At 35.3% G+C, this 25,850-nt stretch carries 23 protein-coding genes and 2 tRNA genes; 8 read left to right on the top strand and 17 right to left on the bottom strand.

Features of this window, described 5'->3' with window-relative positions; genetic code table 11:
• Positions 1–8: 8 nt before the first annotated feature.
• Positions 9–1,388 carry an argininosuccinate lyase gene (gene argH / locus ACRYLU_RS00510; protein ID WP_260311412.1) on the bottom strand — a complete coding sequence of 460 codons (1,380 nt, stop codon included), beginning with the start codon at positions 1,386–1,388 and terminating at the stop codon, positions 9–11.
• A gap of 30 nt (positions 1,389–1,418) precedes the next feature.
• Positions 1,419–2,612 carry an argininosuccinate synthase gene (locus ACRYLU_RS00505; protein ID WP_445081052.1) on the bottom strand — a complete coding sequence of 398 codons (1,194 nt, stop codon included), beginning with the start codon at positions 2,610–2,612 and terminating at the stop codon, positions 1,419–1,421.
• Between the two features lie 159 nt (positions 2,613–2,771).
• On the opposite strand from ACRYLU_RS00505, the gene ACRYLU_RS00500 reads away from it, so the two are divergent.
• Positions 2,772–2,858, top strand: a tRNA-Ser gene (locus ACRYLU_RS00500).
• Positions 2,859–3,145: 287 nt separating this feature from the next.
• On the opposite strand, the gene ACRYLU_RS00495 is transcribed toward ACRYLU_RS00500, so the two are convergent.
• The gene (locus ACRYLU_RS00495) at positions 3,146–3,658 is read right to left on the bottom strand and encodes a DUF1307 domain-containing protein (RefSeq protein WP_038598501.1); all 513 of its coding nucleotides are present in this window, start codon (positions 3,656–3,658) and stop codon (positions 3,146–3,148) included.
• An 18-nt stretch (positions 3,659–3,676) separates the two neighbouring features.
• Positions 3,677–4,399: a helix-turn-helix domain-containing protein gene (locus ACRYLU_RS00490; RefSeq protein WP_052053816.1), complete on the bottom strand. Its 723-nt coding sequence runs from the start codon at positions 4,397–4,399 to the stop codon at positions 3,677–3,679.
• 433 nt (positions 4,400–4,832) lie between these two features.
• On the opposite strand from ACRYLU_RS00490, the gene ACRYLU_RS00485 reads away from it, so the two are divergent.
• Positions 4,833–5,285: a helix-turn-helix domain-containing protein gene (locus ACRYLU_RS00485; RefSeq protein WP_038598498.1), complete on the top strand. Its 453-nt coding sequence runs from the start codon at positions 4,833–4,835 to the stop codon at positions 5,283–5,285.
• 249 nt (positions 5,286–5,534) lie between these two features.
• Here the strand turns inward: ACRYLU_RS00485 and ACRYLU_RS00480 are convergent, their stop codons facing one another.
• Together ACRYLU_RS00480 and ACRYLU_RS00475 are read right to left on the bottom strand one after the other, a co-directional pair.
• Entirely contained in the window at positions 5,535–6,698 is a 1,164-nt protein-coding gene (locus ACRYLU_RS00480; protein WP_038598484.1) for an MFS transporter, read from the bottom strand.
• Positions 6,699–6,819: 121 nt separating this feature from the next.
• Positions 6,820–7,140 carry a SugE family quaternary ammonium compound efflux SMR transporter gene (locus ACRYLU_RS00475; RefSeq protein ID WP_021723289.1) on the bottom strand — a complete coding sequence of 107 codons (321 nt, stop codon included), beginning with the start codon at positions 7,138–7,140 and terminating at the stop codon, positions 6,820–6,822.
• Positions 7,141–7,381: 241 nt separating this feature from the next.
• Between ACRYLU_RS00475 and ACRYLU_RS00470 the strand changes: the two genes are divergently transcribed.
• From ACRYLU_RS00470 to ACRYLU_RS00460, 3 genes are all read left to right on the top strand, one after another.
• Entirely contained in the window at positions 7,382–8,317 is a 936-nt protein-coding gene (locus tag ACRYLU_RS00470) for an alpha/beta hydrolase (protein WP_038598481.1), read from the top strand.
• 84 nt (positions 8,318–8,401) lie between these two features.
• Positions 8,402–8,487 (top strand) — tRNA-Leu (locus ACRYLU_RS00465).
• Positions 8,488–8,704: 217 nt separating this feature from the next.
• Positions 8,705–9,004, top strand: a complete 300-nt coding sequence (locus ACRYLU_RS00460) for a YbaB/EbfC family nucleoid-associated protein (protein WP_038598478.1) — start codon at positions 8,705–8,707, stop codon at positions 9,002–9,004.
• A 499-nt stretch (positions 9,005–9,503) separates the two neighbouring features.
• Here ACRYLU_RS00460 and ptsP read toward each other — a convergent pair whose 3' ends face one another.
• The 4 genes from ptsP to secA form a co-directional block, all read right to left on the bottom strand.
• Positions 9,504–11,231 (bottom strand): phosphoenolpyruvate--protein phosphotransferase, encoded by a 1,728-nt coding sequence (ptsP, locus tag ACRYLU_RS00455; RefSeq protein ID WP_010905129.1) that lies wholly within the window; start codon positions 11,229–11,231, stop codon positions 9,504–9,506.
• Positions 11,232–11,233: 2 nt separating this feature from the next.
• Positions 11,234–11,500 (bottom strand): phosphocarrier protein HPr, encoded by a 267-nt coding sequence (locus tag ACRYLU_RS00450; RefSeq protein ID WP_003132292.1) that lies wholly within the window; start codon positions 11,498–11,500, stop codon positions 11,234–11,236.
• A 250-nt stretch (positions 11,501–11,750) separates the two neighbouring features.
• Positions 11,751–12,788 (bottom strand): 3-deoxy-7-phosphoheptulonate synthase, encoded by a 1,038-nt coding sequence (locus ACRYLU_RS00445; protein ID WP_256293623.1) that lies wholly within the window; start codon positions 12,786–12,788, stop codon positions 11,751–11,753.
• Between the two features lie 128 nt (positions 12,789–12,916).
• Entirely contained in the window at positions 12,917–15,514 is a 2,598-nt protein-coding gene (secA, locus tag ACRYLU_RS00440) for a preprotein translocase subunit SecA (protein WP_038598467.1), read from the bottom strand.
• Positions 15,515–15,687: 173 nt separating this feature from the next.
• Here secA and ACRYLU_RS00435 point away from each other — a divergent pair, with 173 nt between their 5' ends.
• Positions 15,688–16,332: an NAD(P)H-dependent oxidoreductase gene (locus ACRYLU_RS00435; protein ID WP_445081051.1), complete on the top strand. Its 645-nt coding sequence runs from the start codon at positions 15,688–15,690 to the stop codon at positions 16,330–16,332.
• A 34-nt stretch (positions 16,333–16,366) separates the two neighbouring features.
• Positions 16,367–16,858 carry a MarR family transcriptional regulator gene (locus ACRYLU_RS00430; RefSeq protein ID WP_098393056.1) on the top strand — a complete coding sequence of 164 codons (492 nt, stop codon included), beginning with the start codon at positions 16,367–16,369 and terminating at the stop codon, positions 16,856–16,858.
• A gap of 38 nt (positions 16,859–16,896) precedes the next feature.
• Here the strand turns inward: ACRYLU_RS00430 and ACRYLU_RS00425 are convergent, their stop codons facing one another.
• The 5 genes from ACRYLU_RS00425 to dtd form a co-directional block, all read right to left on the bottom strand.
• Positions 16,897–17,538, bottom strand: a complete 642-nt coding sequence (locus ACRYLU_RS00425; RefSeq protein WP_017863968.1) for a lysophospholipid acyltransferase family protein — start codon at positions 17,536–17,538, stop codon at positions 16,897–16,899.
• Positions 17,539–17,686: 148 nt separating this feature from the next.
• The gene (locus tag ACRYLU_RS00420; RefSeq protein ID WP_012896953.1) at positions 17,687–19,096 is read right to left on the bottom strand and encodes an APC family permease; all 1,410 of its coding nucleotides are present in this window, start codon (positions 19,094–19,096) and stop codon (positions 17,687–17,689) included.
• Positions 19,097–19,234: 138 nt separating this feature from the next.
• On the bottom strand, positions 19,235–19,858 hold the full coding sequence (locus ACRYLU_RS00415; protein ID WP_017863967.1) for an HAD family hydrolase: 624 nt from the start codon (positions 19,856–19,858) through the stop codon (positions 19,235–19,237).
• Between the two features lie 2 nt (positions 19,859–19,860).
• On the bottom strand, positions 19,861–20,856 hold the full coding sequence (locus ACRYLU_RS00410; protein ID WP_038598458.1) for a TMEM175 family protein: 996 nt from the start codon (positions 20,854–20,856) through the stop codon (positions 19,861–19,863).
• Positions 20,849–21,304 carry a D-aminoacyl-tRNA deacylase gene (dtd, locus tag ACRYLU_RS00405; RefSeq protein ID WP_445081050.1) on the bottom strand — a complete coding sequence of 152 codons (456 nt, stop codon included), beginning with the start codon at positions 21,302–21,304 and terminating at the stop codon, positions 20,849–20,851. The genes ACRYLU_RS00410 and dtd overlap by 8 nt, the downstream gene beginning before the upstream one ends.
• Before the next feature lie 190 nt (positions 21,305–21,494).
• Here dtd and ACRYLU_RS00400 point away from each other — a divergent pair, with 190 nt between their 5' ends.
• Complete coding sequence (locus ACRYLU_RS00400; protein WP_256293621.1) at positions 21,495–22,430, top strand: glycosyltransferase family 2 protein; 936 nt, start codon at positions 21,495–21,497, stop codon at positions 22,428–22,430.
• 13 nt (positions 22,431–22,443) lie between these two features.
• On the opposite strand, the gene ACRYLU_RS00395 is transcribed toward ACRYLU_RS00400, so the two are convergent.
• Together ACRYLU_RS00395 and ACRYLU_RS00390 are read right to left on the bottom strand one after the other, a co-directional pair.
• Positions 22,444–24,666, bottom strand: a complete 2,223-nt coding sequence (locus ACRYLU_RS00395) for a RelA/SpoT family protein (protein WP_003132277.1) — start codon at positions 24,664–24,666, stop codon at positions 22,444–22,446.
• A 200-nt stretch (positions 24,667–24,866) separates the two neighbouring features.
• Positions 24,867–25,823 carry a polysaccharide deacetylase family protein gene (locus ACRYLU_RS00390; RefSeq protein ID WP_015425639.1) on the bottom strand — a complete coding sequence of 319 codons (957 nt, stop codon included), beginning with the start codon at positions 25,821–25,823 and terminating at the stop codon, positions 24,867–24,869.
• Positions 25,824–25,850: the final 27 nt, after the last annotated feature.

Genomic DNA, 25,850 nt, shown 5'->3' with positions numbered 1-25,850 from the left:
AAAGAACTTCAAATTTGAAGTTCTTTTTTTGCTTCTTCTATTTGTTTTTTAACCGATTCAAATCCTGTACCACCTAGAGAATTTCTTCTTGAAACTGCCGTTCTTGATTTTAAAACTTCATAAACATCTTCATTGATTAATGGAGATAGAATTTGATAATCTTGTAAATTTACATCTTGGAGGTAAATTCCTTTTTTTATACAATCTAACACTAAGAGACCCACTAATTCATGGGCTTTTCTAAAAGGAAGGCCCTTTGTTGCAAGGTAATCGGCCAACTCTGTCGCATTAGAAAAATCTTGTTCAGTTGATTTTTCCATGTTTACACGGTTTACAGTTAAAGTTGACAACATCCCATTCATAACTGTTAAAGAAGTTATTATAGTATCAGCACTATCAAACATTCCTTCTTTATCTTCTTGCAAATCTTTGTTATAAGCTAAAGGTAAACCTTTCATCACAGTCAATAAAGCCGTAAGATTTCCATATACGCGGCCTGTTTTTCCTCTGATTAATTCTGCCATATCTGGATTCTTCTTCTGTGGCATAATAGAAGAACCCGTAGAATATGCATCAGACAGACTGACAAATTTGAATTCATGACTAGACCATAGTAAAAGCTCCTCACAAAATCTTGATAAATGCATCATTAACAAACTTGCGTTTGAGAGAAACTCTAAAATAAAGTCACGGTCACTGACCGCATCCATTGAATTATCATAAGCCTTCTCAAAACCAAGTAATTCTGTCGTCAACATTCTATCAATCGGAAATGTCGTCCCAGCTAGGGCGGCTGCTCCCAGAGGGTTCATATCTGTATGTTTAACATTAAATTCAAAGCGTTCAAAATCACGTGTCAGCATTTGATAATAAGCCATTAGATGCTGCCCAAAGGAAATTGGTTGTGCATGTTGCAAATGAGTATAACCAGGCATAATAGTGTCAATTTGGTTTACAGCGAGCTTTACAATTGTTTGTCTTAACTCTTTTAAAGCTTCTAAAACGGCCTCTAAGATACTTTTGAGGTATAAATGCATATCTGTTGCCACTTGATCATTTCTAGAGCGAGCCGTATGTAATTTACCTGCTAGTGGACCAATTTCTTGATGAAGATAAGATTCCATATTCATATGAATATCTTCATTTTCCATCTTGAATTCAATTTGGCCATTAAGAAGCTTTTCTTCTACTTTTTTCAGACCTTCGGCAATTTTTTGGGATTCCTCGGTAGTAATAATTCCTGTTTCACCCAACATCTTTACATGAGCTAATGAGCCTTTTAGATCAAAAGGAGCAAGTCGTTGCTCAAATTTAATTGATGCTCCAAATTCTTCCGTTTGTTTATCTAGTGACGCCTCAAAACGTCCTCCCCAAAGTTTTTCTACCATTCTCTCACTTTCCAAATTTTCCTATAGCTATTATTTGAGATTTACTTGAGCATTGACTTGAGTAGGTAGACCCCACAATTTAATAAATCCAACTGCTGCTGCTTGGTCAAACTCATCTGCAGCAGTGTATGTTGCTAATTTTTCGCTGTAAAGCGAATTAGTTGATTTACGTCCCACTGGCGTTGCTAAACCTTTATATAATTTAATTTTCACAATCCCGTTAACTACTTTTTGAGTTTCATCAAGATAAGCAATCAAAGCCTTAGTAGCAGGATTGAACCACAAACCATTGTAAATCAAGTTTGCTAATTCATTTTCAAGAACTGGTTTAAAATGTGCAAGTTCTCGAACAAAAGTTAAATCTTCCAAATCTTTATGTGCTTTTAATAAAGTAATGGCAGCAGGACATTCATAAAATTCACGGGATTTAATCCCAACCAGGCGATTTTCAATATGGTCAATCCGACCAATTCCATGTTTTCCTGCAATAATATTCACTTCTTTAATGATTTCATGCAATTCTAAGCTTTTTCCATTTAAGGCGATTGGTAATCCTTCTTTAAACTCAACCTCGATATATTCAGCTTCGTTTGGAGCGTCCTCCACAGAATTAGTCATAAAGAAAGCATCCTCTGGACAAGTATTCCAAGGATTTTCAAGAACACCAGCTTCAATCGCACGTCCCCATAAATTCATGTCAATTGAGTAGGGATTGTCTAAATCAGCAGGAATAGGAACACCATTTTGATTGGCATATTCGATTTCTTCTTCACGAGCCCAATGCCACTCACGAACTGGAGCAATGACTTCAAGCTCAGGCGCAAGAGAATGGATGGCTACTTCAAAACGCACTTGGTCATTTCCTTTTCCTGTACAACCATGAGCAATAGCCGTTGCCCCTTTTTCTTTGGCTACTTCTACTAATTTTTGAGCAATCAAAGGGCGACTCAAAGCGGATACTAAAGGATATTTATTTTCATACATTAAATTTCCTTTGAGTGCAGCTCCAACAAATATTTCAGCGAATTCTTCCTTGCAATCCAAAACAACAGATTCCACTGCCCCTACTTGAAGCGCCTTATCATGAATAAAATTCAAGTCTTTTCCTTCACCAACATCCATGCAGGCAGCAATGACGTCAAATCCTTTATCAGTCAACCATTTTACAGCAACACTTGTATCCAATCCACCCGAATATGCCAAGACAATTTTTTTGTTTCCCATCATTTTTCTTCTTTCAAATTAATATAAATGCAATTGTACAGCATATTTATTCATTTGTCAACATTTTTGTATAAATATGCGTTTTATTTTCATTCTAGCAATTTCATATTATTTCAAGAAGAGAATCAACTGTGATATAATTAATTTAGATAAAGGAGTGGAGCCATGGCAGAGTGGTAATGCAGCGGACTCGAAATCCGTCGAACCGTGTAAAGCGGCGCAGGGGTTCAAATCCCCTTGACTCCTTTTATAAATGGATTTTTCTATCCTATTTGACAAAAATTATAGAATATCCAGTGACCAATATGCTTACTCCTTTTCCTCCTGAATGTATAAGATTACATCAGGAGGTTTTTTTATTCAAAATCATCAAATATTTAAATAACCATTTTTTGAATATCAGGATATGAATGTATTATGTGGTAGTTATTAACAAATATCCTACGTCTTTTTAAAATTTCATAAGCTCTATATTATGAATTAAGAAGATTATGAAAAGTATTCTCTATTTTAAACCATTTTTCCTAAATGCTTTAGGGTTCCTTGTCTTCTTTTAGTTCTTGATACTTTTCAGCAGTTAGAAATCCTTGTTTCTCTAAAAGTTTCGTTGAGTTTTTAAGGTTTAAATCAGTAGTAATTGGAGTGTCAATTTCAGACATAATTTCTTGATATCTGTTTAAGTTATTTTTAGACAATTTATTAAAATTAACTTCTATCGTTTCAAAAATGACCGATTTCTCATATTTTTTTGTTGTTCTTATTCCACTAATATTTTTAAGTTTATCAGTGACACTTGAGTAGTTGCCATTTCTTTTATTTATATATGGAGTAGATACAGTTGTATTTTGCTTAATTATTTTATCATTTCTATGAGTATAAGTTACATAACGTGTGGGTGTTTTAAAGTCATCATAGTGAATAAATTCTGCTTTTGCAATCGAAACGGTCAGATATATCCGAAAGATTACTACAATCAGTAAAAAAATTCCTAAGATAATTATAATTGAATTTTTATATTTTTTTATTTTATTTATAGAAATTGGCAAATTTATTTCCTCTATTCCTTATTTATTGTTTTCTGCATCAATGATTAATTTTTTATTTGAATCTGGACCACCTAAGAAAATATTTTTATTTATATTATATTTTCCTTTTACTCCATTAACAAATTCTTGTGCTCCAAAGCTATCTACGACAAGACGTTTTAACTTTTTATTATTTTTCAAATTACTAAAAATATTGAGAGAGTTCCGAACCTGAAAATGAGCATATACAGCATTCTCTTTACTGTCGTAACCATTAGAACTACCGGTGACCTCATCAAATCTATGAAGTGGGTCATTCATTCTTACATAAACATAATATTTATAGTCTTTTCCAATCTCTTTTCCATCAATAACCCTTGAATGAATTGCTACTTTTTCTACCTTTTCAATTTGGATGCTATTAGGGTTCATTTCATTAATCTGATTATTCCATATAGAAATAAACATTCCTATACCTACAATAAATAATGCTATCATTACAGAAATAAGAGCTTTGAATCTCCTTTTGTTTTTTGTATCAAACGTTAATTTCGTTATCATTTTTTTATCCTCTCTTAAGAGAAAATCAAGAGAAACATTAAAATAATCACTGATTTCTACAATCATCTGTAAATCAGGATAGCTCCTCCCAGTTTCCCAACTAGATATTGTTGTTCTGGAAACATGCAAAATCTCTGCAAGTTTCTCTTGAGTTATTTTTTTATCAGCTCTGAGTTGTTTTAGTTTTTCTGATAATTCCATGTGACTCCTTTCGCTTTAAATACTAGCATGTTATTTGTCATAAACCTAGATAATATAATGAACATCACTAAAAAAGATTGACACAATTCTTATCAATCCTTCTGTACCAAGCTTTATCGCTATTTACAATGCCTGAGTATTAAATAGAGATATTAATTCATATTATATCAGCTTTCTTAACTTTTAAGTAAATATTCTCAACATATTCAAAACATAATGCGCATCTTTCTCTTTATACTCTTTTTTGGAAATTTCGTTAAAGATTCATCGATTCTATGCATAAATTTATATTTCCATTTCTGCCTTGGTTATTAATAAAATTTTCTTTTTTTGCCATGCTCGAGAAACGAGCATCAATTAAAGGGTGATTCTCGAAATTCAATCTTGGAAAAATTTTTAATATATGATATAAGTAGTTATAGAGAGGAGAATTATGGATTTTAATAATCAATTAAAAAGAATCAGAGAATCAAATGGGCTTACCCAAGAACAACTTGCGAAAATATTAAATGTTTCCAGACAAAGCATCTCTAGTTGGGAAGTCGGGAGAAATTTTCCTGATTTAGAAATGATTGTCATTATTTCTAAAGAGTTTAATATTTCGCTGGATCAACTAATAATGGGGGATAAAAAAATGGAGAAAAAATTAATAGAAGATGGTAATAAAACAAAGAAAGCAAGAATGAACATAATTAGCGGAATCTTGTTCCTTATAGGTGGAAGTCTCTTTCTAATATATTCATTGACTAAGCCCACAGTCTTACCTAATGGAATGCTGCACGAGCCATATTTCTTTTTAATTCCTTTAGGCTATTTATTTTTGTTTACTAGTCTAATTTTTCTGATTGTTAGCTTTATATTAAAAAGGGAAAAACGAACTAGATAAATTAATATTTTTTACTCTATCGTTAAAACATAAAAATATACAAAATAAAAGGTTACCAATCAATTCTTAGTAGCCCTTTATTTTATAAATTTTGTGTCCATAGACTGACCAGTACGCTTAATACTTTTCCTCCTGAATGTATAAGATTACATCAGGAGGTTTTTTTATTCAAGAAAATTTTAGTTGATAAAAAAACTACCACCTTTTGCAAGATAGTAGTTATAAATATAATAAAATTGAAAGTTTTATTTAGATTTTACTGAAATTTTTTCTGTTTAAGAATAGTGATAAAAATCCGGTTCCCAGTAAAATAATCGCAGAGATATAATATGGAAATAAATGGTTAAGGTCAAACATATAACCCGCGGCCATTGGTCCTAAAATATTTCCAAAACTCGTAAAGGCTGAGTTCAACCCATTGATTGCCCCTTGCCGATTGCCTGCATGCTTTGAAAGATAGGTTGTTACAGCCGGTCTAAATAAATCAAAGGCTAGAAAAACAACAAACGTAGAGAGAGCAACGACTAAATTTGATTTTGTAAAGGCAATAACAGCAATGAAGATTGCACTGGCAAAGAAAGTTAATTGAATTAAGCCAAGTTCACCAATTTTATTGACGATTGCGTCAAATAAGAAAAGTTGGAAAAAGAGGGCTAAAATTCCACTCACTGTAATAACCAAAGCAATTTCACTCATACTAAAACCAAAGTTAATGCTTGCCATGATACTATAAATTGACTCAAAGGCCTGTAAACCAAATGATGAAATCAAAATAATAATAAAAAGTGAACCAAATAATGGATTTTTGAGAATATCAAGAAATGAAACTTTTTCGATTTCTTGATGACTTTCAATTTTGCGCTCTGGTTCTTTTAAAATTGTGATTGTTAAAATAAAACCAAGAAAAGCTAAAATTGCTGCAACATAAAAAGGAACACGTATTCCAAAATGGGCAATAAAACCACCCACTCCAGGACCAATAATAAAGCCACCACTGATTGCTGCTGAAACAAGTCCCATCGCTTTAGGACGTTCAGCAATTGTGGTCATATCAGCCACGTAAGCAGTAACTGAAGGCATGAGCATCGCAGCTGCGACACCCCCTAGCGCTCGCGAAATATAAAAACCCGTTTTCGCTTGTGCTAAACCAAATAAAAGTTCAGAAAAAGAAAAAATAATCATTCCAATGGCAATGAGTTTTTTGCGCCCAATTTTATCAGATAAAGCACCAGCGACTGGTGAAGCAACCAATTGAGCAATTGCAAAAATAGAAATCATCATTCCCATTGTTGTTCCTGAAAAGTGCATTTGTTCTTTAAGGGTTGGCAAAACAGGAATGACTAAACCTGCACCCAAAAATACTAAAAACAGATTAGAAATTGCTAAATTCATCATGCTTTTTTTGTTTTTCATTTTTTCCTCCTCATTAAAAATAGCAAATAGATTATTCTATTGCTATTTCTTTTATTTTTTACCAATTCTCTTATTATATCATGAAATCTATATACTAAAAAATTAAAAGACTGTATCATCTTTAGTGACCGCTTGTTACTTTTATTCCAATAATACCCACGACTAAACAGGCAATGAAAAGCCAAGTTAATGGTGGGACTTTATCTTTGAATAGAATAAGTCCGATTAAGATTGAGCCAACGGCTCCAATCCCCGTCCAAATCGGATAAGCAATCCCTAAAGGTAATTTTTTTAGAGCTAGCGCAAGAAAACCAAAGCTAGCAATCATTCCGATAATTGTCAGTAGTGTAAACTTCAAATTTGAAAAGCCGTGGCTCAACTTCATTGTTGTTGCCCAAGCCACTTCAAATGTTCCTGCTATAAGTAAATAAATCCAAGTCATTTTTGCCTCCTCAGCTAAAAAAAGAACGACCATCTACATTTCTTCTCAGACCTACTGAAATGCAAATAATCGTTCATACGATTTAACTCCCGGTGGAGTATTTATTCTATTTTCTTCATTCTATCACACTTTTATTAAAAAAGCTAAATTTATTTTTTAGAGTTGAATGATTAAATCTATTATTAAAACAGAGAATCTTTTAATTTTGGTTTTACATTGAATTTCATGTATAATAAAATTCATGAAAAAATTTAGAAAAAAACAAATCTGGCGTGTGATAATTGGACTTTTTGCTCTTCTTTTAGTTATTAATTTAGGAGCAACTTTATATTTTTATCAAATTGCCTGTGTTCGAAATAATCAACAGATTGGTCAGGTCAAAAGTAGCAGTCCTAATTATTCTTTGGTACAAAAATTCGATAAATTATCAAAAAGTACTGAGTCAATTACAAATGATGGTCTGAAACTTGATGCATGGTATGTTCCAGCTGAGCACAAAACTAATAATACAGTAATCGTGGTACATGGTTTTCGCCAAGATAAGTCGGCTATGCGCCAGTATGGTCAACTTTTTCATGAATTAGGTTATAATGTGCTCATGCCAGATAATCGTGGGGCTGGTCAGTCAGAAGGCAAATTCATCACTTTTGGTTATCATGACAAATTCGATGTCATTGCTTGGGCTAACTATTTAACTGACAAGAATCCTGAGAGTCAAATCAGTCTTTACGGACTTTCCATGGGTGCTTCTACAGTAATGATGGCTTCTAGCGAAAAATCTTTGCCTTCGTCAGTAAAAAATATTATTGAAGATTGTGGATATACCAACGCTTGGGATGAAATTACTTATCAAGCAAAAGAAAGTTATAATATTCCACCTTTTCCACTCGTTTATAGTGTTTCTCTTGAAAGTAAATTGCGACAAGGTTGGTTTTTCCAAGAGGCTAGTGCTAAAAAAGCACTGACAAAAGATAAACTTCCTATTCTATTGATTCATGGAAGTAAGGATACTTACGTCCCTACTTCGATGGTTTACGAAAATTATAAAGCCGTCAAAAAAGGAACGCCAAAAGAATTACTGGTTATCAAAGGGGCTGCTCACGCCAAATCATTTGAAACAAACCCTGAACTTTATCGTCAAACAATTTCAAAATTTATGAAAGCTTATAATCCATAATTTACTATAAATCTTGTCAGTAAATTACGAGTTAATTCTTGACAGAGAACAATGAAAATGGTATTATATTTAGGTACTGTTTTCGCGGTGGTGGCGGAATTGGCAGACGCGCAGGATTAAGGATCCTGTCGGGAATTTTCTTGGTGCGGGTTCAAGTCCCGCCCACCGCACTAACAAAACTCAGCTAAGGCTGAGTTTTTTTGTCTCAATTTTACTGACAAGAAGCTCCTCAAACCTTTCTACTTCTGTCAGTAAATAAAAAGTGACTTTACATAAGTTTCATTTGCCTCTCCTTTATTTTCCTATTTTTTTATTATCTTTTTTTATGGTAAAATAGAGAAGTGTTGAAAGGCTTTCAACAAAATTTCTAAAAGAGGTAATATTTCCATGATGAATATGCAATCAATGATGAAACAAGCACAAAAACTTCAAAAACAAATGCAAGTTTCACAAGAAGAAATTGCCAATACAATTTTTGTTGGTAAATCTGCTCAAGACCTTGTAACTGTTGAATTTTCAGGTGACCGCACTTTGAAATCTCTTGACATCAAACCTGATGTGATTGACCCTGAAGATCCTGAAACTTTACAAGATATGGTTACTGACGCTGTTAACGATGCGCTAAGCCAAATCGAAAAAGTTACTGAACAAAAACTTGGAAAATTCACTAAAGGATTACCATTTTAAGCACGTATAAGTTACTGACAGACTTTTTGTCAGTAACTTTTTTACTGCCCAAAAGAAAATGTTAGCAACCAAAAAGTTGTCACTGAAAGTAAAATACAATTCAATATTAGAATAATATATTTTTGTTTCGTCCAATAAATAGAATTTGAGGTCATCACCCGTTGAATTAGATTAGTCAAGGCCATCAGAATTAGTAGGACAATATTATAGCTAGTTTGCTTACCCGTCAAAATAAGCCAGAACTTAATATTAATTTCGTTAGGTAAAATGAATATCAAAATGAGACTGTAACCTACGTCTCCAACTAACCAGTAATCAAAAAAATTAAATTTGTCATTTCTCTCCACTTATCATTATTTTACGCTTTAACATTAAAATAATACAAAAAACTTATCCACGTGGATAAGTTTTTCTGTCAGTAAATTTGTTGTTGATAAATAGATTACAAAAAATCCTGTCAGAACTGACAGGATTCATTTCTTCAAATCAATTGAAAAGATTATTTAGTGTATTCTTCAACGAGGGCAATAACTTCTTCCATTGTTGCACATTCGCTCAAAGCTTTACTAGACAATTCTTCCATTTTCTTAGAATCCAAACGTTTCATAAGTGAACGAGTTTGGAGTACTGATGTTGCTGACATAGAGAATTCGTCAAGCCCCATACCCATAAGCAATGGTACAGCAGTTTGGTCGCCGGCCATTTCACCACACATGCCAGCCCATTTACCTTCAGCATGAGCTGCTTTGATTACATTGTTAATCAAACGAAGGATTGATGGATTGTAAGGTTGGTAAAGGTAAGAAACTTGTTCATTCATACGGTCTGCAGCCATTGTATATTGGATGAGGTCGTTTGTACCAATTGAGAAGAAATCAACTTCCTTAGCAAATTGGTCTGCAAGCATTGCTGCTGCTGGAATTTCAATCATGATACCTACTTCGATACCATCTGCAACTGGAACACCTTCAGCAATCAATTTTGCTTTTTCTTCGTCATAAATCTTCTTAGCTGCGCGGAACTCAGTTACGAGAGCAACCATTGGGAACATGATACGAAGTTGTCCGTGTACAGAAGCACGCAAGAGTGCACGCAATTGTGTACGGAACATTCCGTCACCAGCTGTTGAAAGGCTGATACGAAGTGCACGCCATCCGAGGAATGGGTTCATTTCTTTAGGAAGGTCAAAGTAAGGCAATGTTTTGTCACCACCGATGTCCATTGTACGGACAACAACTGGTTTACCGTTCATTCCTTCAAGTACAGCTTTATATGCTTCGTATTGGTCATCTTCTGTAGGGAAATCTTGTGCATCCATGTACAAGAATTCTGTACGATAAAGACCAATTGCTTCAGCACCGTTATCGTTAACACCTTCAACGTCTTTAGGTGTTCCGATATTAGCAGCAAGCTCATAATGACGTCCGTCAGCTGTAACAGTTTCAGCATCTTTAAGAGCAGCCCATTCTGCTTTTTGAGCAGCATAAGCTTCACCAGCTTTGTGGAATTCGCTTTGTTGTTCAGTAGATGGATCAAGAATTACTTCACCAGTCAATCCTGAAACAGCCAAAAGTTGACCTTCAGAAACAAGTTCAGTAATATTATTTGTTCCAAGAACAGCAGGAATTTCCAAAGTACGAGCCATAATTGCAGAGTGAGAAGTACGTCCACCAATGTTAGTAACAAAGGCTTTAACGAATTTCTTGTCCAATTGAGCTGTATCAGATGGTGTCAAGTCTTCTGCTACGATGATTACTTCTTCATCGATAAGCGCTGGACTTGGCAATTTAACACCAAGAAGGTGAGCCAAAACACGTTTTGTAACGTCTTTAATGTCAGCTGCACGTTCTTGCATATAAGCATTATCAGTCATTCCTTCAAAGATACCGATAAACATATCAGTTACTTCTTTGAGGGCTGATTCAGCGTTAACTTTTTTGTCGTTGATTACTGCTTTAATTTGAGCAGTCATATCTGGGTCAGCGAGGACCATCATATGAGCGTCAAATACAGATGCTGCTTCTTCACCAAGGGTTGTTACTGCTTTGTCCTTAATAAGTTGAAGCTCGCTTTGAGATGTAGCAAGTGCTGCATCAAGGCGAGCTTCTTCATTAGCTGTATCAGCAATTGTCTTTGTTTCAAAAGACAAATCTGGTTGGACAAGCAAGTATGCCTTAGCTACTGCTACACCTGATGATGCGGCGATACCTTTAAGCATAGTTGTCATGATTATTCTGCGAGTCCTTCTTTAGTCATTGTTTCAGCGATTGTTGAGATTGCATCGTCAGCATCTGCACCTTCAGCTGAAATAGTAACGTCAGCGCCTTGACCAACACCGAGTGACATAACACCCATGATTGATTTAAGGTTTACTGATTTACCTTTGTATTCCAAAGTGATTTCTGATGTGAATTTTGAAGCTGTTTGCACAAGCAATGTAGCTGGACGTGCATGGATACCAGTTTCTGCAACGATGTGGAATTCTTTAGATGCCATTTTTATGGTTCTCCTTAGATGTTTTTTCATTTTTATTGACGATATCTAAAATATCTATCACTCTTGAAATTGTACCACAAAACGAAAGGGTTTGCAATATCTGCTGTTAATTTTTCATTATTTTTTTCATAGCTGCTTTTGAATGGTCGCTACACTTTGATTTCTTTTATCATCAAATAAGTATTTTTTATATTATTTTCCTGAAGAAAATGAGCTGAAAAAAAGCTGTCAGTTCTGACAGCTTTTATTTTTAGTTATTTTTGTTTTCGGCTTCGTAAATTTCTTGAACAAGTGCCTCTGTTTTATCCCAACCTAAACATGGGTCAGTAATTGATTTACCAAATACTTCTGGTTTATCTTGGCGACCATCTTCTAGGTAAGATTCAATCATAAAGCCACGAACATTTTGGCGAATTTTATCATCCCAGTCACGATTAACTAAGGTTTGACGAACAATACGGATTTGTTCCATAAATTTCTTACCAGAGTTATCATGGTTTGTATCAATGACAATAAAAGGATTTTTCAAGCCCATTTTTTCATATATTTCAATTGTATCAAGCAAGTTATCAGTGTAGTAGTTTGGATGGTATTTTCCATTTTCATCTTGTCCACCACGCAAAATCGCATGTGCTAAAGAATTTCCTGATGTTTGAACTTCTGCACGACCAAAGAGGAAATCTTGTGATTGTTGAGCGGCGTAAATTCCATTAAACATCACTTTCAAATTTCCTGATGTTGGATTTTTTAAACCAGTTGGCACATCAATCCCAGATGCAACAAAACGGTGTTGTTGATTTTCAACAGAACGTGCACCAATTGCATGGTAGCTGACCAAATCATCTACCATTGGAAGATTTTCTGGGTAAAGCATTTCATCAGCAGTTGTCAAACCAGTTTCAGTGATGACCTTGTAATGTAAGTCACGAACCATTTTAATTCCATTGATTAAATCGGTATGACCATCAGCATCTGGTTCGTGAATCAACCCTTTATAGCCATCACCATTTGTACGAGGTTTTGCAGTATAGACACGCATGACCATAAAAATTTTATCTTTAACTGCTTCTTGAAGTTTAGCTAAACGGCGAGCATATTCTAAAACCGCTTCTTCATTGTCTGACGAACATGGCCCAATAATCAAGAGTAAACGGTCATCTTCACCTTTTATAATTGCTTCAAGTTCTTTATCTCGTTGCAATTTTTTTTCTTGTTGCTCACTGTTGAGATGTCCCAACATCTTAATTGCATCGATATTTATCTTAGGACTTATTTCTTTAAAACTCATTCCAATTCCTCGTATTTCGCTTTGTTATTTTATCTATTGTATCAAAAATTCATTTAATTCTATACTTATTTGCGTCCATTAATATAAAAAAATTTACTGACAGAGCTGTCAGTAAATTAATTGGCCTTTTAGGCAATATGTGTACGTCCGTGACAATTTTTAAACTTCTTACCAGAACCACAAGGACAAAGGTCGTTACGTCCAACATTTTCAAATGAAATTTCTTCACTGACAGAATGTTCAGTATCAACATTTGTAATATTTCCTTGTGAAGCTGTGGTTGTCATTCTTGGCGCTTCCTGACGGATTGCCGTTTGTGGTTGAATTTGAGCTTTCATCATCAAACGAGTCACTTCAAATTCAATCGCACCAATCATATTATTGTACATTTTATATGATTCTTCTTGATATTCAACAATAGGGTTATTTTGGGCATAACCACGAAGTCCTACTGATTGACGCATTTGGTCAAGCGCATCAATGTGTTCTGACCAGTTATTATCAACAACTCGTAAGATAACTGCACGTTGGAATTCCAACTGACGTTCTGGGTCAGATAATTTTTCCATTTGTGAAGCATAACGAGCTTTGACTTTATCAAAAATCAAATCTTTCATTGCTTGTACTGACAAACCTGTCAGTTCAGACAATTCAATGCCATCTTCTGGCAACATTGTATTGTGCAATGTTTGCAAGAGATTTTTGACATTTTCTTCATCTTTAAGACTTCCTGCAAGTTCATGACCATCCACTTGACGATCAATTGTTCGCTTGAACATGCCCATCAAAACAGGAGTCATATCTTCTGTAGCCAAGATAACTTCCTGACGTTGCGCATAAATAACTTCACGTTGCTCACGAATGACATCATCATATTGCAAGACTTGTTTACGAGAATCGTAGTTATTTCCTTCGACACGTTTTTGTGAACTTTCAATCTGACGAGTAATCAACCCAGATTTGATGACAGCATCTTCACCAGAAATACGCATTCTATCTAGGAAAGCTGAAACACGTTCCGAACCAAAACGTTTCATTAATTCATCTTCAAGAGAAAGATAGAATTGTGATACCCCTGGGTCACCTTGACGTCCAGAACGACCACGTAATTGATTATCAATACGGCGAGATTCATGGCGCTCAGTACCAATAACAGCAAGACCTCGGAATTCAGGGTCTGCATGGTCAATTACACCAGGTCCAAGCTTGATATCAGTCCCACGACCGGCCATATTGGTTGCAATCGTCACTGCTCCTTGTTGACCCGCATTCATGATGATTTGGGCTTCACGGAAGTGATTTTTCGCATTCAAAACTTCATGAGGAATTTTTGCTTCAACCAGTTTCTTAGAAATCAATTCGGAAGTTTCGACGGCAACAGTACCAATCAATATTGGTTGACCTTCAGCATGACGACGTTTAATATCATCAATAACTGCTTTAAATTTAGCTTCCAAAGTTGGGTAAAGTAAATCTGGATGGTCTAAACGTTGAACAGGACGGTTGGTTGGAATTGGTGTGATTTGAATGTTATAAATCTCACGGAATTCTTCTTCTTCAGTTTTAGCAGTCCCTGTCATCCCTGACAACTTTTTATACATCCGGAAGTAGTTTTGAATCGTAATTGAAGCCATTGTTTTTGATTCATCTTGAATTGGCACAGCTTCCTTAGCTTCAATTGCTTGGTGAAGACCATCAGAATAACGACGTCCAGGCATCGTACGTCCAGTAAATTGGTCAATAATCAAAACTTCTTGGTTTTCATCAACCATATAGTCGATGTCGTGAAGCATGATAAAGTTGGCACGTAAAGCATTATCTACAAAGTGAGTTAAGGCAACATTTTCCATATCATAAAGATTTTCGATTTGGAAGAATTTTTCGGCCTTATCAATTCCTTCTTCAGTTAAGGAAATTGTTTTTGATTGTAAATCAATCTTGTAATCGTCGCCTTCTTCATATTCAGAAGTAGCAACATTCAAGTTTTGACCTTTTAATGTCTTAGTGAATTGGTCAGCACGATAGTAAAGTGCTGATGAACTTTCAGCTTGTCCAGAAATAATCAAAGGTGTTCTGGCTTCATCGACCAAGATTGAGTCAACTTCATCGACAAGAGCATAGTTCAATGGCTTTTGAACCATATCTTCGGCACGTGTTACCATGTTATCACGAAGATAGTCAAAGCCAAGCTCAGCTGATGTTGAATAGGTGATGTCACAGTTGTAAGCTTCGCGTTTTTCTTCTGGAGATTTTGAATTCAAGTTCAAACCAACAGTCAATCCAAGCCAGCTGTAAAGTTCACCCATTTCAGTCATATCACGAGTTGCCAAATATTCATTGACAGTAACAACGTGAACGCCTTTACCTGACAAAGCGTTAAGATAAACTGGCATTGTCGCAGTTAAAGTTTTACCTTCACCAGTACGCATTTCGGGAACGTCCCCATTATGTAAGACAATCCCACCCATAATTTGAACGTGGAAAGGGTACAAGCCAAGTACACGGCGGGCTGCTTCACGACAGACAGCAAATGCTTCATAGAGAAGATCATCAAGACTTTCTCCTTTTGCAATACGTTCTTTTAATTCGGGAGTTTTGGCTTTCAATTGCTCATCAGTCAAATGTTCCATTTCATCAGCGAAACTTTCAACTTGAAGCGCCATTTTATTGAGCTTTTTGAGCTCTTTTTTGTCGTTTTCGACAAGTTTTCTAATAATATTCGGCATAATTTCTCTTTCACAAAATAAGTGGATATTACCATTAATTGTAACACTTTTACATAGCTTTTACAAACTGGAATACCACAAATAATTCGAATTTAATTAACCTTCATGTTGACAAGCAACAAAACTAAGTTTATAATGTTGCTTATCAACAAAAAAGAAAGAAGAATTCAAAAATGACAACTTTACTTATAATTTTAGCTCACCCACATACTGACGACTTTAGCTGGTCTCTTGCTACAGTAGAAGAATTCAAAAAATCTTATCAAGAATCTCATCCTTTAGATAAAATAATCATCCGTGATTTATTTTCAGAAAAGGTCCCAGCTCTTGATAATGAAACTTTTGCTGCTTGGAAACGTAATAAATATGTTCCTGATTCACTGAGTGCTGACGATAAAAATTTACTACATCGACACGAAGAATATTTAGAAGAATTTCTATCAGCTGACAAATATGTTTTCGTCAACCCGATGTACAACGGCTTTGTCACTGCGGAATTGAAACAATATATTGATGTTATTGCTGTGCCTAGAAAACTTTTCCGTTATACTGAAAATGGTCCGATTGGCTTACTTGAAGGAAAAAAATCGCTTCATATTCAATCAGCCGGAGGATTTTATCATAATGAACAAGACCCAACACATATGGCTAATGATTTAGGTGCTGCTTATATTGACCAAACAATGAAAATGGCAGGAATTATTGACGCGAACCGTCAACAACTTTTCGTAGAAGGGTATGCTCGCTACCCAGAACGTGCGGATGAATTAAAAGAAAAAGCATTTACCAGTGCAGAAAAATTAGGAAAAGACTTCTAATTCCCTTTTATTGTATAATGTAAGCATGGATAAGATGACCTCAGCAGACCTCAACCAACAAATTTCAAAAGAATTGCATGAGTTACGACATGCAACTGACAATCGTTCTCAGGAAAGAAGCTGGATTTTAGAGCAATTAGATAATGATAAATTGGAAAAAGAAGTTTTGACATTGTCAGTTGTTGCTCTTCACATTTTGTCAGCTTTGACCAAAGAAGATTTAACTGGTATCGAATTAGCCACAAAATTATCCGTCACTCGTGGCGGAGTGACTCGTGCTGTCCAAAATTTAATCAAATATCAGTTTTTAACTACTTATCAATCTGAAAGTGATAAAAAGAAAATTTTCTATCACCTGACAGTCAAAGGTCGAAAAGTAGCGACCATTCACGATAAAATGCATAAAATCATGGATATTAAACTTGGACAAATTTTCAATAAATATAATGAACAAGAAAAATCAATTATTTTGAGCTTTCTGTCTGATTTCAATCTGACAGAAGCAGGACTTTTTGATTCAGAATAAGTCAAAAAAACCTAGCAAATCAATTTGCTAGAGTTTTTTTATTTTGCTTCATAATGAAAATCTGGGTTCAATTCTTTATCAAGCTCCGCAAAAGCAACTTCCATTCGACGGTTAACTTCGGCAATACCTGCTTCATCCATTTTTTTAATATCTGAAATATCAATTGGATGTCCAATATTTATTGAAACTTTTTGACGTTTGAAAACACCTTTCATCGTCAAAGGCCCTTGATAGACGGCAGGTACAATACGGACTTTTGCCATTTTAGCAATGACCGCAACGCCACCTTTCATCTCTGCACTATGACGACTTCCTGATGGAAACATAATCATTGATTTATCTGATTCTTTAAGCATTTTAACCGCATGTTTTAAAGGCTTAGTTCCTGGATTTTCGCGGTCAACTGGAAAGGCACCACACATTTTAATCCACCAACCCCCAAATCCTTTAAACAATTCTTTTTTCGCCATGAAAATAAATTGTTTGGGACGAGTTGCAAAAGCAAACCAAACTGGCTCCCAAGCCATTCGGTGAGGGGCGACTAATATATAATTTTCATCTTTAGGAATTCGGTCAACATTGTAGTATTTACTTTTTCCATTCAAAATGAAAAGTAAAAAAGCGACAAGATTGCGTAAAAAGACATAAAAGATTCGATGTTGTTTTTCATATTCTTTCATTTTTGGGTAATTTACTCCTCATATCATAGTTGCTGATAACTTCCCTATTTTAACTTATTTTAGTAATTTTAGCAATTTTTGTCCGCTCAAAAATGGTGATAAAAAAATGGTTCCAAAAGATTTTGAAACCATTTTTTATAATATCTTTTTATTTTTCTTCTGATTTTCTGCTTCGACGATTTCCATAAGCAAAATAAATCAAAATTCCAATAAGGAACCAAATTCCTGAATAAAGTTTTGCTTGCACATCCAATCCCCAAAATACAAACAATGAACCAATAAAACCAAGAGCTGGTAAAACTGGGTAGAAAGGCATTTTGTAAGTTGCTTCTGGCAAATCTTTTCCTTGACGACGACGAAGTGAATAGATTCCAAGTGTAACAAACATGAAAGCAATCAAAGTTCCTGCTGAAATAAGTTGAGCAAGGAAAGCAAAGGGGAAGAATGCCCCGATGACAATAGCAACAATGGCTAAGGTCCACACGCCATTTGCTGGAAGATTTCGAGCATTCATTTTACCCAAACCTTTAGGTAAAAGTCCATCGCGTCCAAAAGCATAAAGCAAACGTGAACCTGCAAGAACCATTCCCAAAAGGGCGATAAACATTCCGGCAAGTGCAATAGCTGTTACAACTTCTGATAAAACAGAATAACCTGATTGTTGAAGAGCCCAACCAACTGGTGCTGCGTTTCCTGCGTAGGCTGAGTAAGGATGCATCCCTACAAGTACCAAGGTTACTGCTGCAAATAGAACAACAGCAATGAGAAGCGACCCAATAATTCCACGTGGCATTGTTTTTTGGGGATTTTTAGCTTCCGCTGAATTGGCTGCAATTGAATCAAAACCGATATAGGCCAAGAAAATCATTGACACACCAGACCAGATTCCCGAGAAGCCACCAAAACCTGTTTTAGGATTGTGTGGCGGAATAAATGGATGGTAATTTGCTGGCTTAATGACCGTAATTCCAACAATAATGAAAGCAATGACAGCGGCTACTTTAAGCACAACAAGAATTTGGCTGATTCGTCCAGCATCAGATGCCCCACGAAAGACAATAATTGCCGAGAGTAAAATGACTAAAAGTGAAATAATATCGACAACTCCACCGTCTGTACCAAATGGATTGGCCAATACTTTTGGGAGATGGAAACCGAGTGGCGCTAGCAATTGTTGCAGATTTGCTGAGAAGCCTGAACCAACAAAGGCAACGGCAATAAAATATTCCGCAAGCAAAGCCCAACCAGCAATCCAACCAAAGCCTTCGCCAAATAAGACTGAAATCCAAGAATAGGCTGAACCTGCAAATGGCATCACTGTTGACATTTCAGCATAAGCCAAGGCAACAAAACCAGCGACCAATGCAGCAAGCAGGTAAGAAAAGACAACGCCTGGGCCTGCAAATTGTGCAGCGACCTGACCTGGTAAAGTAAAGATAGAAGTCGAAATAATTGTTCCAACACCTAGTGCAAGAAAATCACGTGTGGTTAACACCTGATTATAGTGTTTATCTGCGTCTCGATAAAGCTCAAAATCAGCTTTTCTCATAAATCCCATAATAAATCCTCATTTTTCTGAATTTGTAACTAAATAATTTCAATAAACTGTATTTTACCGAATTGTCTGACAATTGTCAAGAACTAACTTTATGCAGTATAAAAATATTTTTTCCAAAAAAAATTACTGACAGACTTGTCAGTAAATTATTTCTTGGAAATTGAGTTCTGTCAGTACTTTTGGTGCCTTTAGATGATACGTTTTCAAACCTGCTGCTTGCGCCCCCAAGATATTATCCGCATTGTCATCAATAAATAAAGTTTCATCAGCCTTTAAATTTGACTGACGAAGAACCTCTTGAAAACTTTCAACTGTTGGCTTTCTTAAATGCAAGTCATGTGAATAATAAGTTTTTCTAAAATAAGTTGATAGAGGCTGACCCATTTCTTCAATACAACGTTGCTCAAAACACTTAGCGTGAATAGCATTCGTATTTGAAAAAAGATAGAGTGAAAAATCTGCTGACAGCTCTGTCAGTAAATCCATTCGTTCTTTTTGGAAATCTTTTAGAATTAAATTCCAATTTTCTTCAATTATTTCATCTGTCAGTTGGCTATTTGTTGCTTCTCTAAACTTGTCATAAAAAATTTCGGGAGAAATAAGGCCTAATTCTAATTCCTCAAAAAAATCGACTTGCTTTTGCGGATTAAAATAAGCAGAAAAATCTTTTATTCCTAAGTTCTCAAAGGAGTTGACCATTCGTTCAAAACCTAAGTCTAAAATTACACCACCTAAATCAAAAATAATATTTTTTACAGTCATTATTAACCTTCTTTCAAATAAGGAACACCGATAGAACGTGTAGCAGCATAAACTTCTTCCTCCTGATTGCGGTCATTAACCATGCGGAACAAAAAGTTAAAAATAGGAACAATAACAAAGAGCCAATGTCCATAAAATGGAAAAATAATGGCAATAATCATGATGACAACATTCATTAGAATAGTTGAGAATAGCCTGATTAACCAAACACGACGCCAGAATTTAAAAGATTTAGGCATTTTATGAAAATGATCTTTAGTAATTGAATAACTTAAAAGCTCCTGCTGAAGTAAAATCACAATCAAAACCAGACCAAAATTCAGGGCACTAAATGATGTTGGAGCAACCATAATCCATTTGGTCAACAGCGGAATTAGTGAAAGCAAACCAATAAAGATAAAATCTTGAACAATGATTTTTTCCGTAATTTCCTCTGTCAGAGCAAAAATCTTGTGACGATTGAACCAAAAATTAGCTGTAACAACAAAACTAACTAAGAAGATTCCAACTGAACTGATGAACTCCCAATAGCCTTGATTACCAGAAGGTACAGGGATCTCAAGGAGCATAATAGTAATGATGACCGCAATAATTCCGTCAGCAAATGCTTCAATGTGATGACGGAGCTTTTGTTTTCTAAGCTTTTCATCTTCTAAAGCATGATGAGTCATTGATTCTTGCAATTCTTCACTCGTCATCTTGGCATATTGTGGATGAGTATTGAGAAACTCTTCTTTAAGTTCTTCACGCGCTTGAATCATCTCCGGATTGCTTTGCATTTCCTCAATTTTTCGTTTCTGACGTTCAGTCAGGTTTTGACTTTGTTGTTTTCTAGCCTGCTCTTTTGAATAACCGTTATCAAGTGAGCCAATAATATTATTTTGCCAAATTTCACCAACTTGGTCAGGTTTTTCTGAGGACTGATAAGTTTTTATTTTACTGACAGAGCGAACAGGAACCCGTTTTTTTACGCTACTTTTTTGCAGTCTTTTAGCCATTTTTTCTAGCTTCTTTCGTATCTAAAATAATAGTGACAGGACCATCATTTATCAACTCAACTTGCATATCAGCCCCAAAAATGCCTACTTTAACCGGCACAATCTGAGCTAAGCTATCATTAAATTTTTCATACATTGCTTTTGCAAAATCAGGTTTACCTGCTGCAGAAAAGCTCGGACGATTCCCTTTTTTAGTCTCCGCATACAAAGTAAACTGAGAAATTGACAAAATCTCTCCTTGAATATCTTGAACGGAGAGATTCATTTTATCAGCTTCATCTGAAAAAATTCGTATTTGCGCGATTTTACGTACTGCATAATCCAAATCAAAATTGCTGTCAGCATCTTCAACCCCAACCAACAATAAAAAGCCTTGATTAATTTTTTCCTTAATAACTCCATCAATACTGACAGAAGCTGACTTTACACGTTGAATTACTATTTTCATAATCTTTATATTTCACTCCTATGATAATCTCTTTACTGACAGTATAGCACAAAAAGTCCAATTTTAATCAGCTCTCTTTGGACATTTCTTCATTTTAATAACATCAAAAGAAAGCTTGACATCACAGGACTCTTTAGGTATTATCATAAATAGGTACTAAGATAAGATAAAAAAATAAAAAAGGAAAAAAATGGAAGAATTAGCGATTGTTGTCCCCGTTTATAACGAAGAAGAAACGATTGAGCTCTTTATTAAAGAGGTAAATGACAAAACAGAAAAACTCGAGCTAAAAAAGTTTTTTTACTTTGTAAACGACGGTTCTAGTGACCAAACGCTTCCTCTTATAAAAAAATTAGCGAGTCAAGTTGATAATATTAACTACATTAGTTTCTCAAGAAATTTTGGTAAAGAAGCAGCTTTACTTGCTGGTTTAGAAGCTACTACAGAACCTCTTGTTACAGTAATGGATGTTGATTTACAAGATCCACCTGAACTACTTGTTTCTATGTATCAGAAACTTCAAGAAGGTTATGATAGTATTGGTGCTCGCAGAATCTCACGTTCTGGTGAATCTCCACTGATTTCATTTTTCTCTCGACTTTTTTATAAGATTATTAATAAAGTATCGACTACACCTATTGTGGAAGGATCCAGAGATTTTCGGCTTATGACTCGTCAAGTTGTGGATAGTATTTTGACACTCAGAGAAAATAATCGTTTTGCAAAAGGACTTTTTTCTTGGGTCGGTTATGATGTAACTTATTTAGAATACGAAAATCATGAACGAAGTGCTGGTCAGACTTCTTGGTCTTTTAGTCAACTTCTCCGTTATTCTATTGATGGGATTATAAATTTTTCGGATATGCCACTCAATATTGCGACGTTTGTTGGTTTTTTTAGTTTTTTAGCCTCGCTTTTACTCAGTATTTTTTATCTTCTTAAAACACTGATTTTTGGTGACCCTGTTCAAGGTTTCCCAACTTTGATTGTTTTGATTTTACTTTTAGGCGGCTTACAACTTCTCTCCCTTGGAATTATTGGTAAATATATCGCTAAAATATTCCTGGAAACAAAAAAACGTCCCAATTATATTATTAAAGAAAGTAATTTAAAAGAGCTTGACTAAGTCAAGCTCTTTTTTAAGCATTTGTCCGTTTTACAGAATAAACATCTGGGGTCATTTTGATTTTATCAACAATTAAAGTCAAATCTGATAGATTTTTAATGCCTAAAGCGATGTGAATATTCGCCATTTTTTTATCTTTAGTGGGTTGAGCATTAATTGAAATCAAATTTTTAGTAGAATTTGATAAAACTTGCATCACATCATTGAGTAATCCAGGACGATTAAAGCCATAGACATCAATATTAGCGACATATTCTTTCACTAAGTTTTCTGAATCATCCCATTCAACTTCAACAAGTCTTTGTTCAAAGTCTTCCATACTTCGCACATTTTGACAATCAGCTCTATGAACTGAAACACCACGACCTTTTGTAATATACCCCACAATTGGGTCCCCTGGAACAGGATTACAACATTTGGCGATACGAACAAGTAGGCTATCAATCCCTGAAACACTGACTCCACCATCGTGACGAATCTTCATGATGTTTTTACTTGATTCGCGTTTAACTTCACCCTTCATCAGCTCTTCAGCTTCGGCTTTTTGTTTGGCTCTCTCAACTTCACGACGTTCATTTTCAGTTAAACGATTGGCAATTGTTGTTGCTGAAAGCTCACCAAATCCAATCGCTGCATACAAAGCTTCCGCATTACGGTAGCTAATCTTATTGAAGACTTCATCTAGATGTTTCTTATCTAAATACTGATTTGGTACAAATCCGCCTTCTTCCAAAGCTTCTTGTAACATTTCACGGCCTTTATTGACCGACAATTCTTTATCTTGGTTCTTAAAGAATTGTTTGATTTTGTTTCTGGCTTTATTAGTTTTAACTAGATTAATCCAGTCACGGCTTGGTCCAAAAGAGCTTGAGCTGGTAATAATTTCAACCCGATCACCTGTTTTTAGTTGAACAGATAATGGTTTCATTCGTCCATTTACTTTAGCTCCAGTCGCATGGTCACCAACTTTTGTATGGATAGCATAAGCAAAGTCAATAGGACCTGAACCTCTTGGTAATTCTTGGACTTCGCCATTTGGAGTGAAGACATAAATCTTATCTGATAAAATATCTTCTTGAACGGCTTTGACAAAATCTTCTGCTGAATCACCAGCTTCTTCACGCAATTCCACAAGTTCATGAATCCAATTCAAGGTTTCAGAAATTTCATGAACATCAACTTTCGCTTTAATTCCTTGTTTGTAAGCCCAGTGAGCGGCAACCCCAAACTCAGCAATTTGGTGCATTTCTCGTGTTCTAATTTGGAATTCCATTGGGCCTTTGGGACCATAAACGGTTGTATGGACAGATTGATAACCATTGGCTTTTGGATTGGCAATATAATCTTTAAAACGACCTGGCATTGGTTTCCAAAGGTCATGAATATAACCTAAAGTTGTGTAAACGTCACTTGTTGTTTCTGTGATACAACGAATGGCAATCAGGTCATAAATCTCATCAAAACGTTTCTTCTTATCGTGCATTTTACGATAAATAGAATAAATATGTTTTGGACGACCGTAAATTTCTGCGTCAACTCCAGCTTTTTCGACTCGTTCTTGTAATTTACCAATTACTTCAGCAACAAGCGCTTCACGAGCCGTTCTTTTTTCATTCATGAGACCACGAATGCGATAAAATTCTGCTTCTTCAAGATAACGGAATGATAAATCTTCTAATTCCCACTTGATACTGGCAATCCCCAAGCGATGAGCAAGAGGGGCATAAATTTCCATGGTTTCACGTGAAATCCGCTTTTGTTTATCTGGTCTGAGATGTTTAAGCGTGCGCATATTGTGCAAGCGGTCAGCCAATTTGACCAAAATAACACGAATGTCTTTGGACATAGCCATAAGCATCTTACGGTGGTTTTCAGCCAATTGTTCTTCGTGTGACTTATACTCAACTTTACCTAACTTAGTAACTCCATCAACAATTTCAGCAATTTCGTCGCCAAATAATTCTTGCAAATCACCTTGAGTAAAATTGGTATCTTCAACAACATCATGCAAAAAACCACAGGAAACGGTAACGGCATCCAGTTTTAATTTGGCTAAAATTCCTGCAACTTGGGTAGGGTGGACAAAGTAAGCTTCTCCTGATGCACGATATTGGTCTGCATGGGCAAGTGAAGCACAAGCAAGTGCTTTTTCTACGAGTAAAAGGTCTGTTTCATTCATGTAGTCAGAACAGATATTGACAACCTCTGCTCCGGTTAAATCTGGTTCTTTAGGCATAACTTTAGATACTAGACCATTTTAAAGTTGACTCTAAAATGGTGACCAGTTTTCCTCCTTATTTAGATTAATATATCATCTCATCAAATTTTGTAAGTTAAGGTTTATTTCACTTAATTTAATCTATTCTACCACATTTGTAGGTTAAGCAAAAGGATGACTATTGCAAAACTAAAGATAAAACTCCGATTATTCGGAGTTTATTTATTTTTTTCATTATAATCGGTTGAGGGTTGAATCATTTGTAGCATTTGCTCAGTTGTGGTAGAACTCATCATTCTAAAGCGCGGTAGCGTTAATAAACCATCACTTTCTTTGGCTGCTATTGCAACAGCACCGTTACGACCGGGGTCAAGCAAACCAAACTTATAGCCTAACTCGTTGGCTAAATTCAAGGTATTTTGGTTATAACCCCCTGCTGGATAACAGATGATATCTGTTTTTTGCTCGAGGTTTTTATCTAAATCTGCTTTTGATTGTTCAAGTTCTGTTCGTTGAGCTTCCAAAGTGAGCTTTCCTAAATCAGGGTGGCTGACCGTATGACTGCCAAAATCAACAAGTCCACTTGCTTTCATTTCCTTGATTTGTTCCCAGGTCAAAATTCCGCCTTGGCCTTTATTCACATAACCTGTGATAATAAAATTCGTGGCATGCATATTGTATTTTTTCAATAAAGGGAAAATTTCAGTATACATTGTGACTGAACCATCATCAAAAGTAAGCCAAACCATTTTATCACTTGGTTTTTCTTTGGTCGTTAGAATTTTTTCGGCATCTGAGCCACTAACCGTTGTGTAGCCTTTTTCTTTCAGCGCTTTTAATTCATTTTCAAAGGTTACAATATTGATGTTATTACTATCTTGTGGGAGCTGATCTGCTCTTGAAGTGACATAATGAAACATCAAAATGGGCAGTTGATTTTCATTTGTTCCAGCCAGCCATTTTGTTTCTTTTGGTTGAGAAGCACTAGATGAGGCAGTGCTTTTAGCTTTTTCTTGACTTGAAGTTTGACTGCTTTTTGGGCTTGTATTTGTTTTAGGGCTTAACAAATGAACCCCAGCAAAAGCAATTGCAATTATTCCAATTAAAAGAACGAAAACTGTGAGAACTGAAGCCCAGCGAATTCGTTTTTTGTTACGTTGTGCACGTTTTTTCATAATCGATTTCCTAAAAATTTTTCTTTA

The organism is Lactococcus sp. KTH0-1S, from assembly GCF_052544945.1.
Note: the sequence above shows the minus strand (reverse complement) of the source record. Positions and strands in the feature narration are given on the sequence as shown.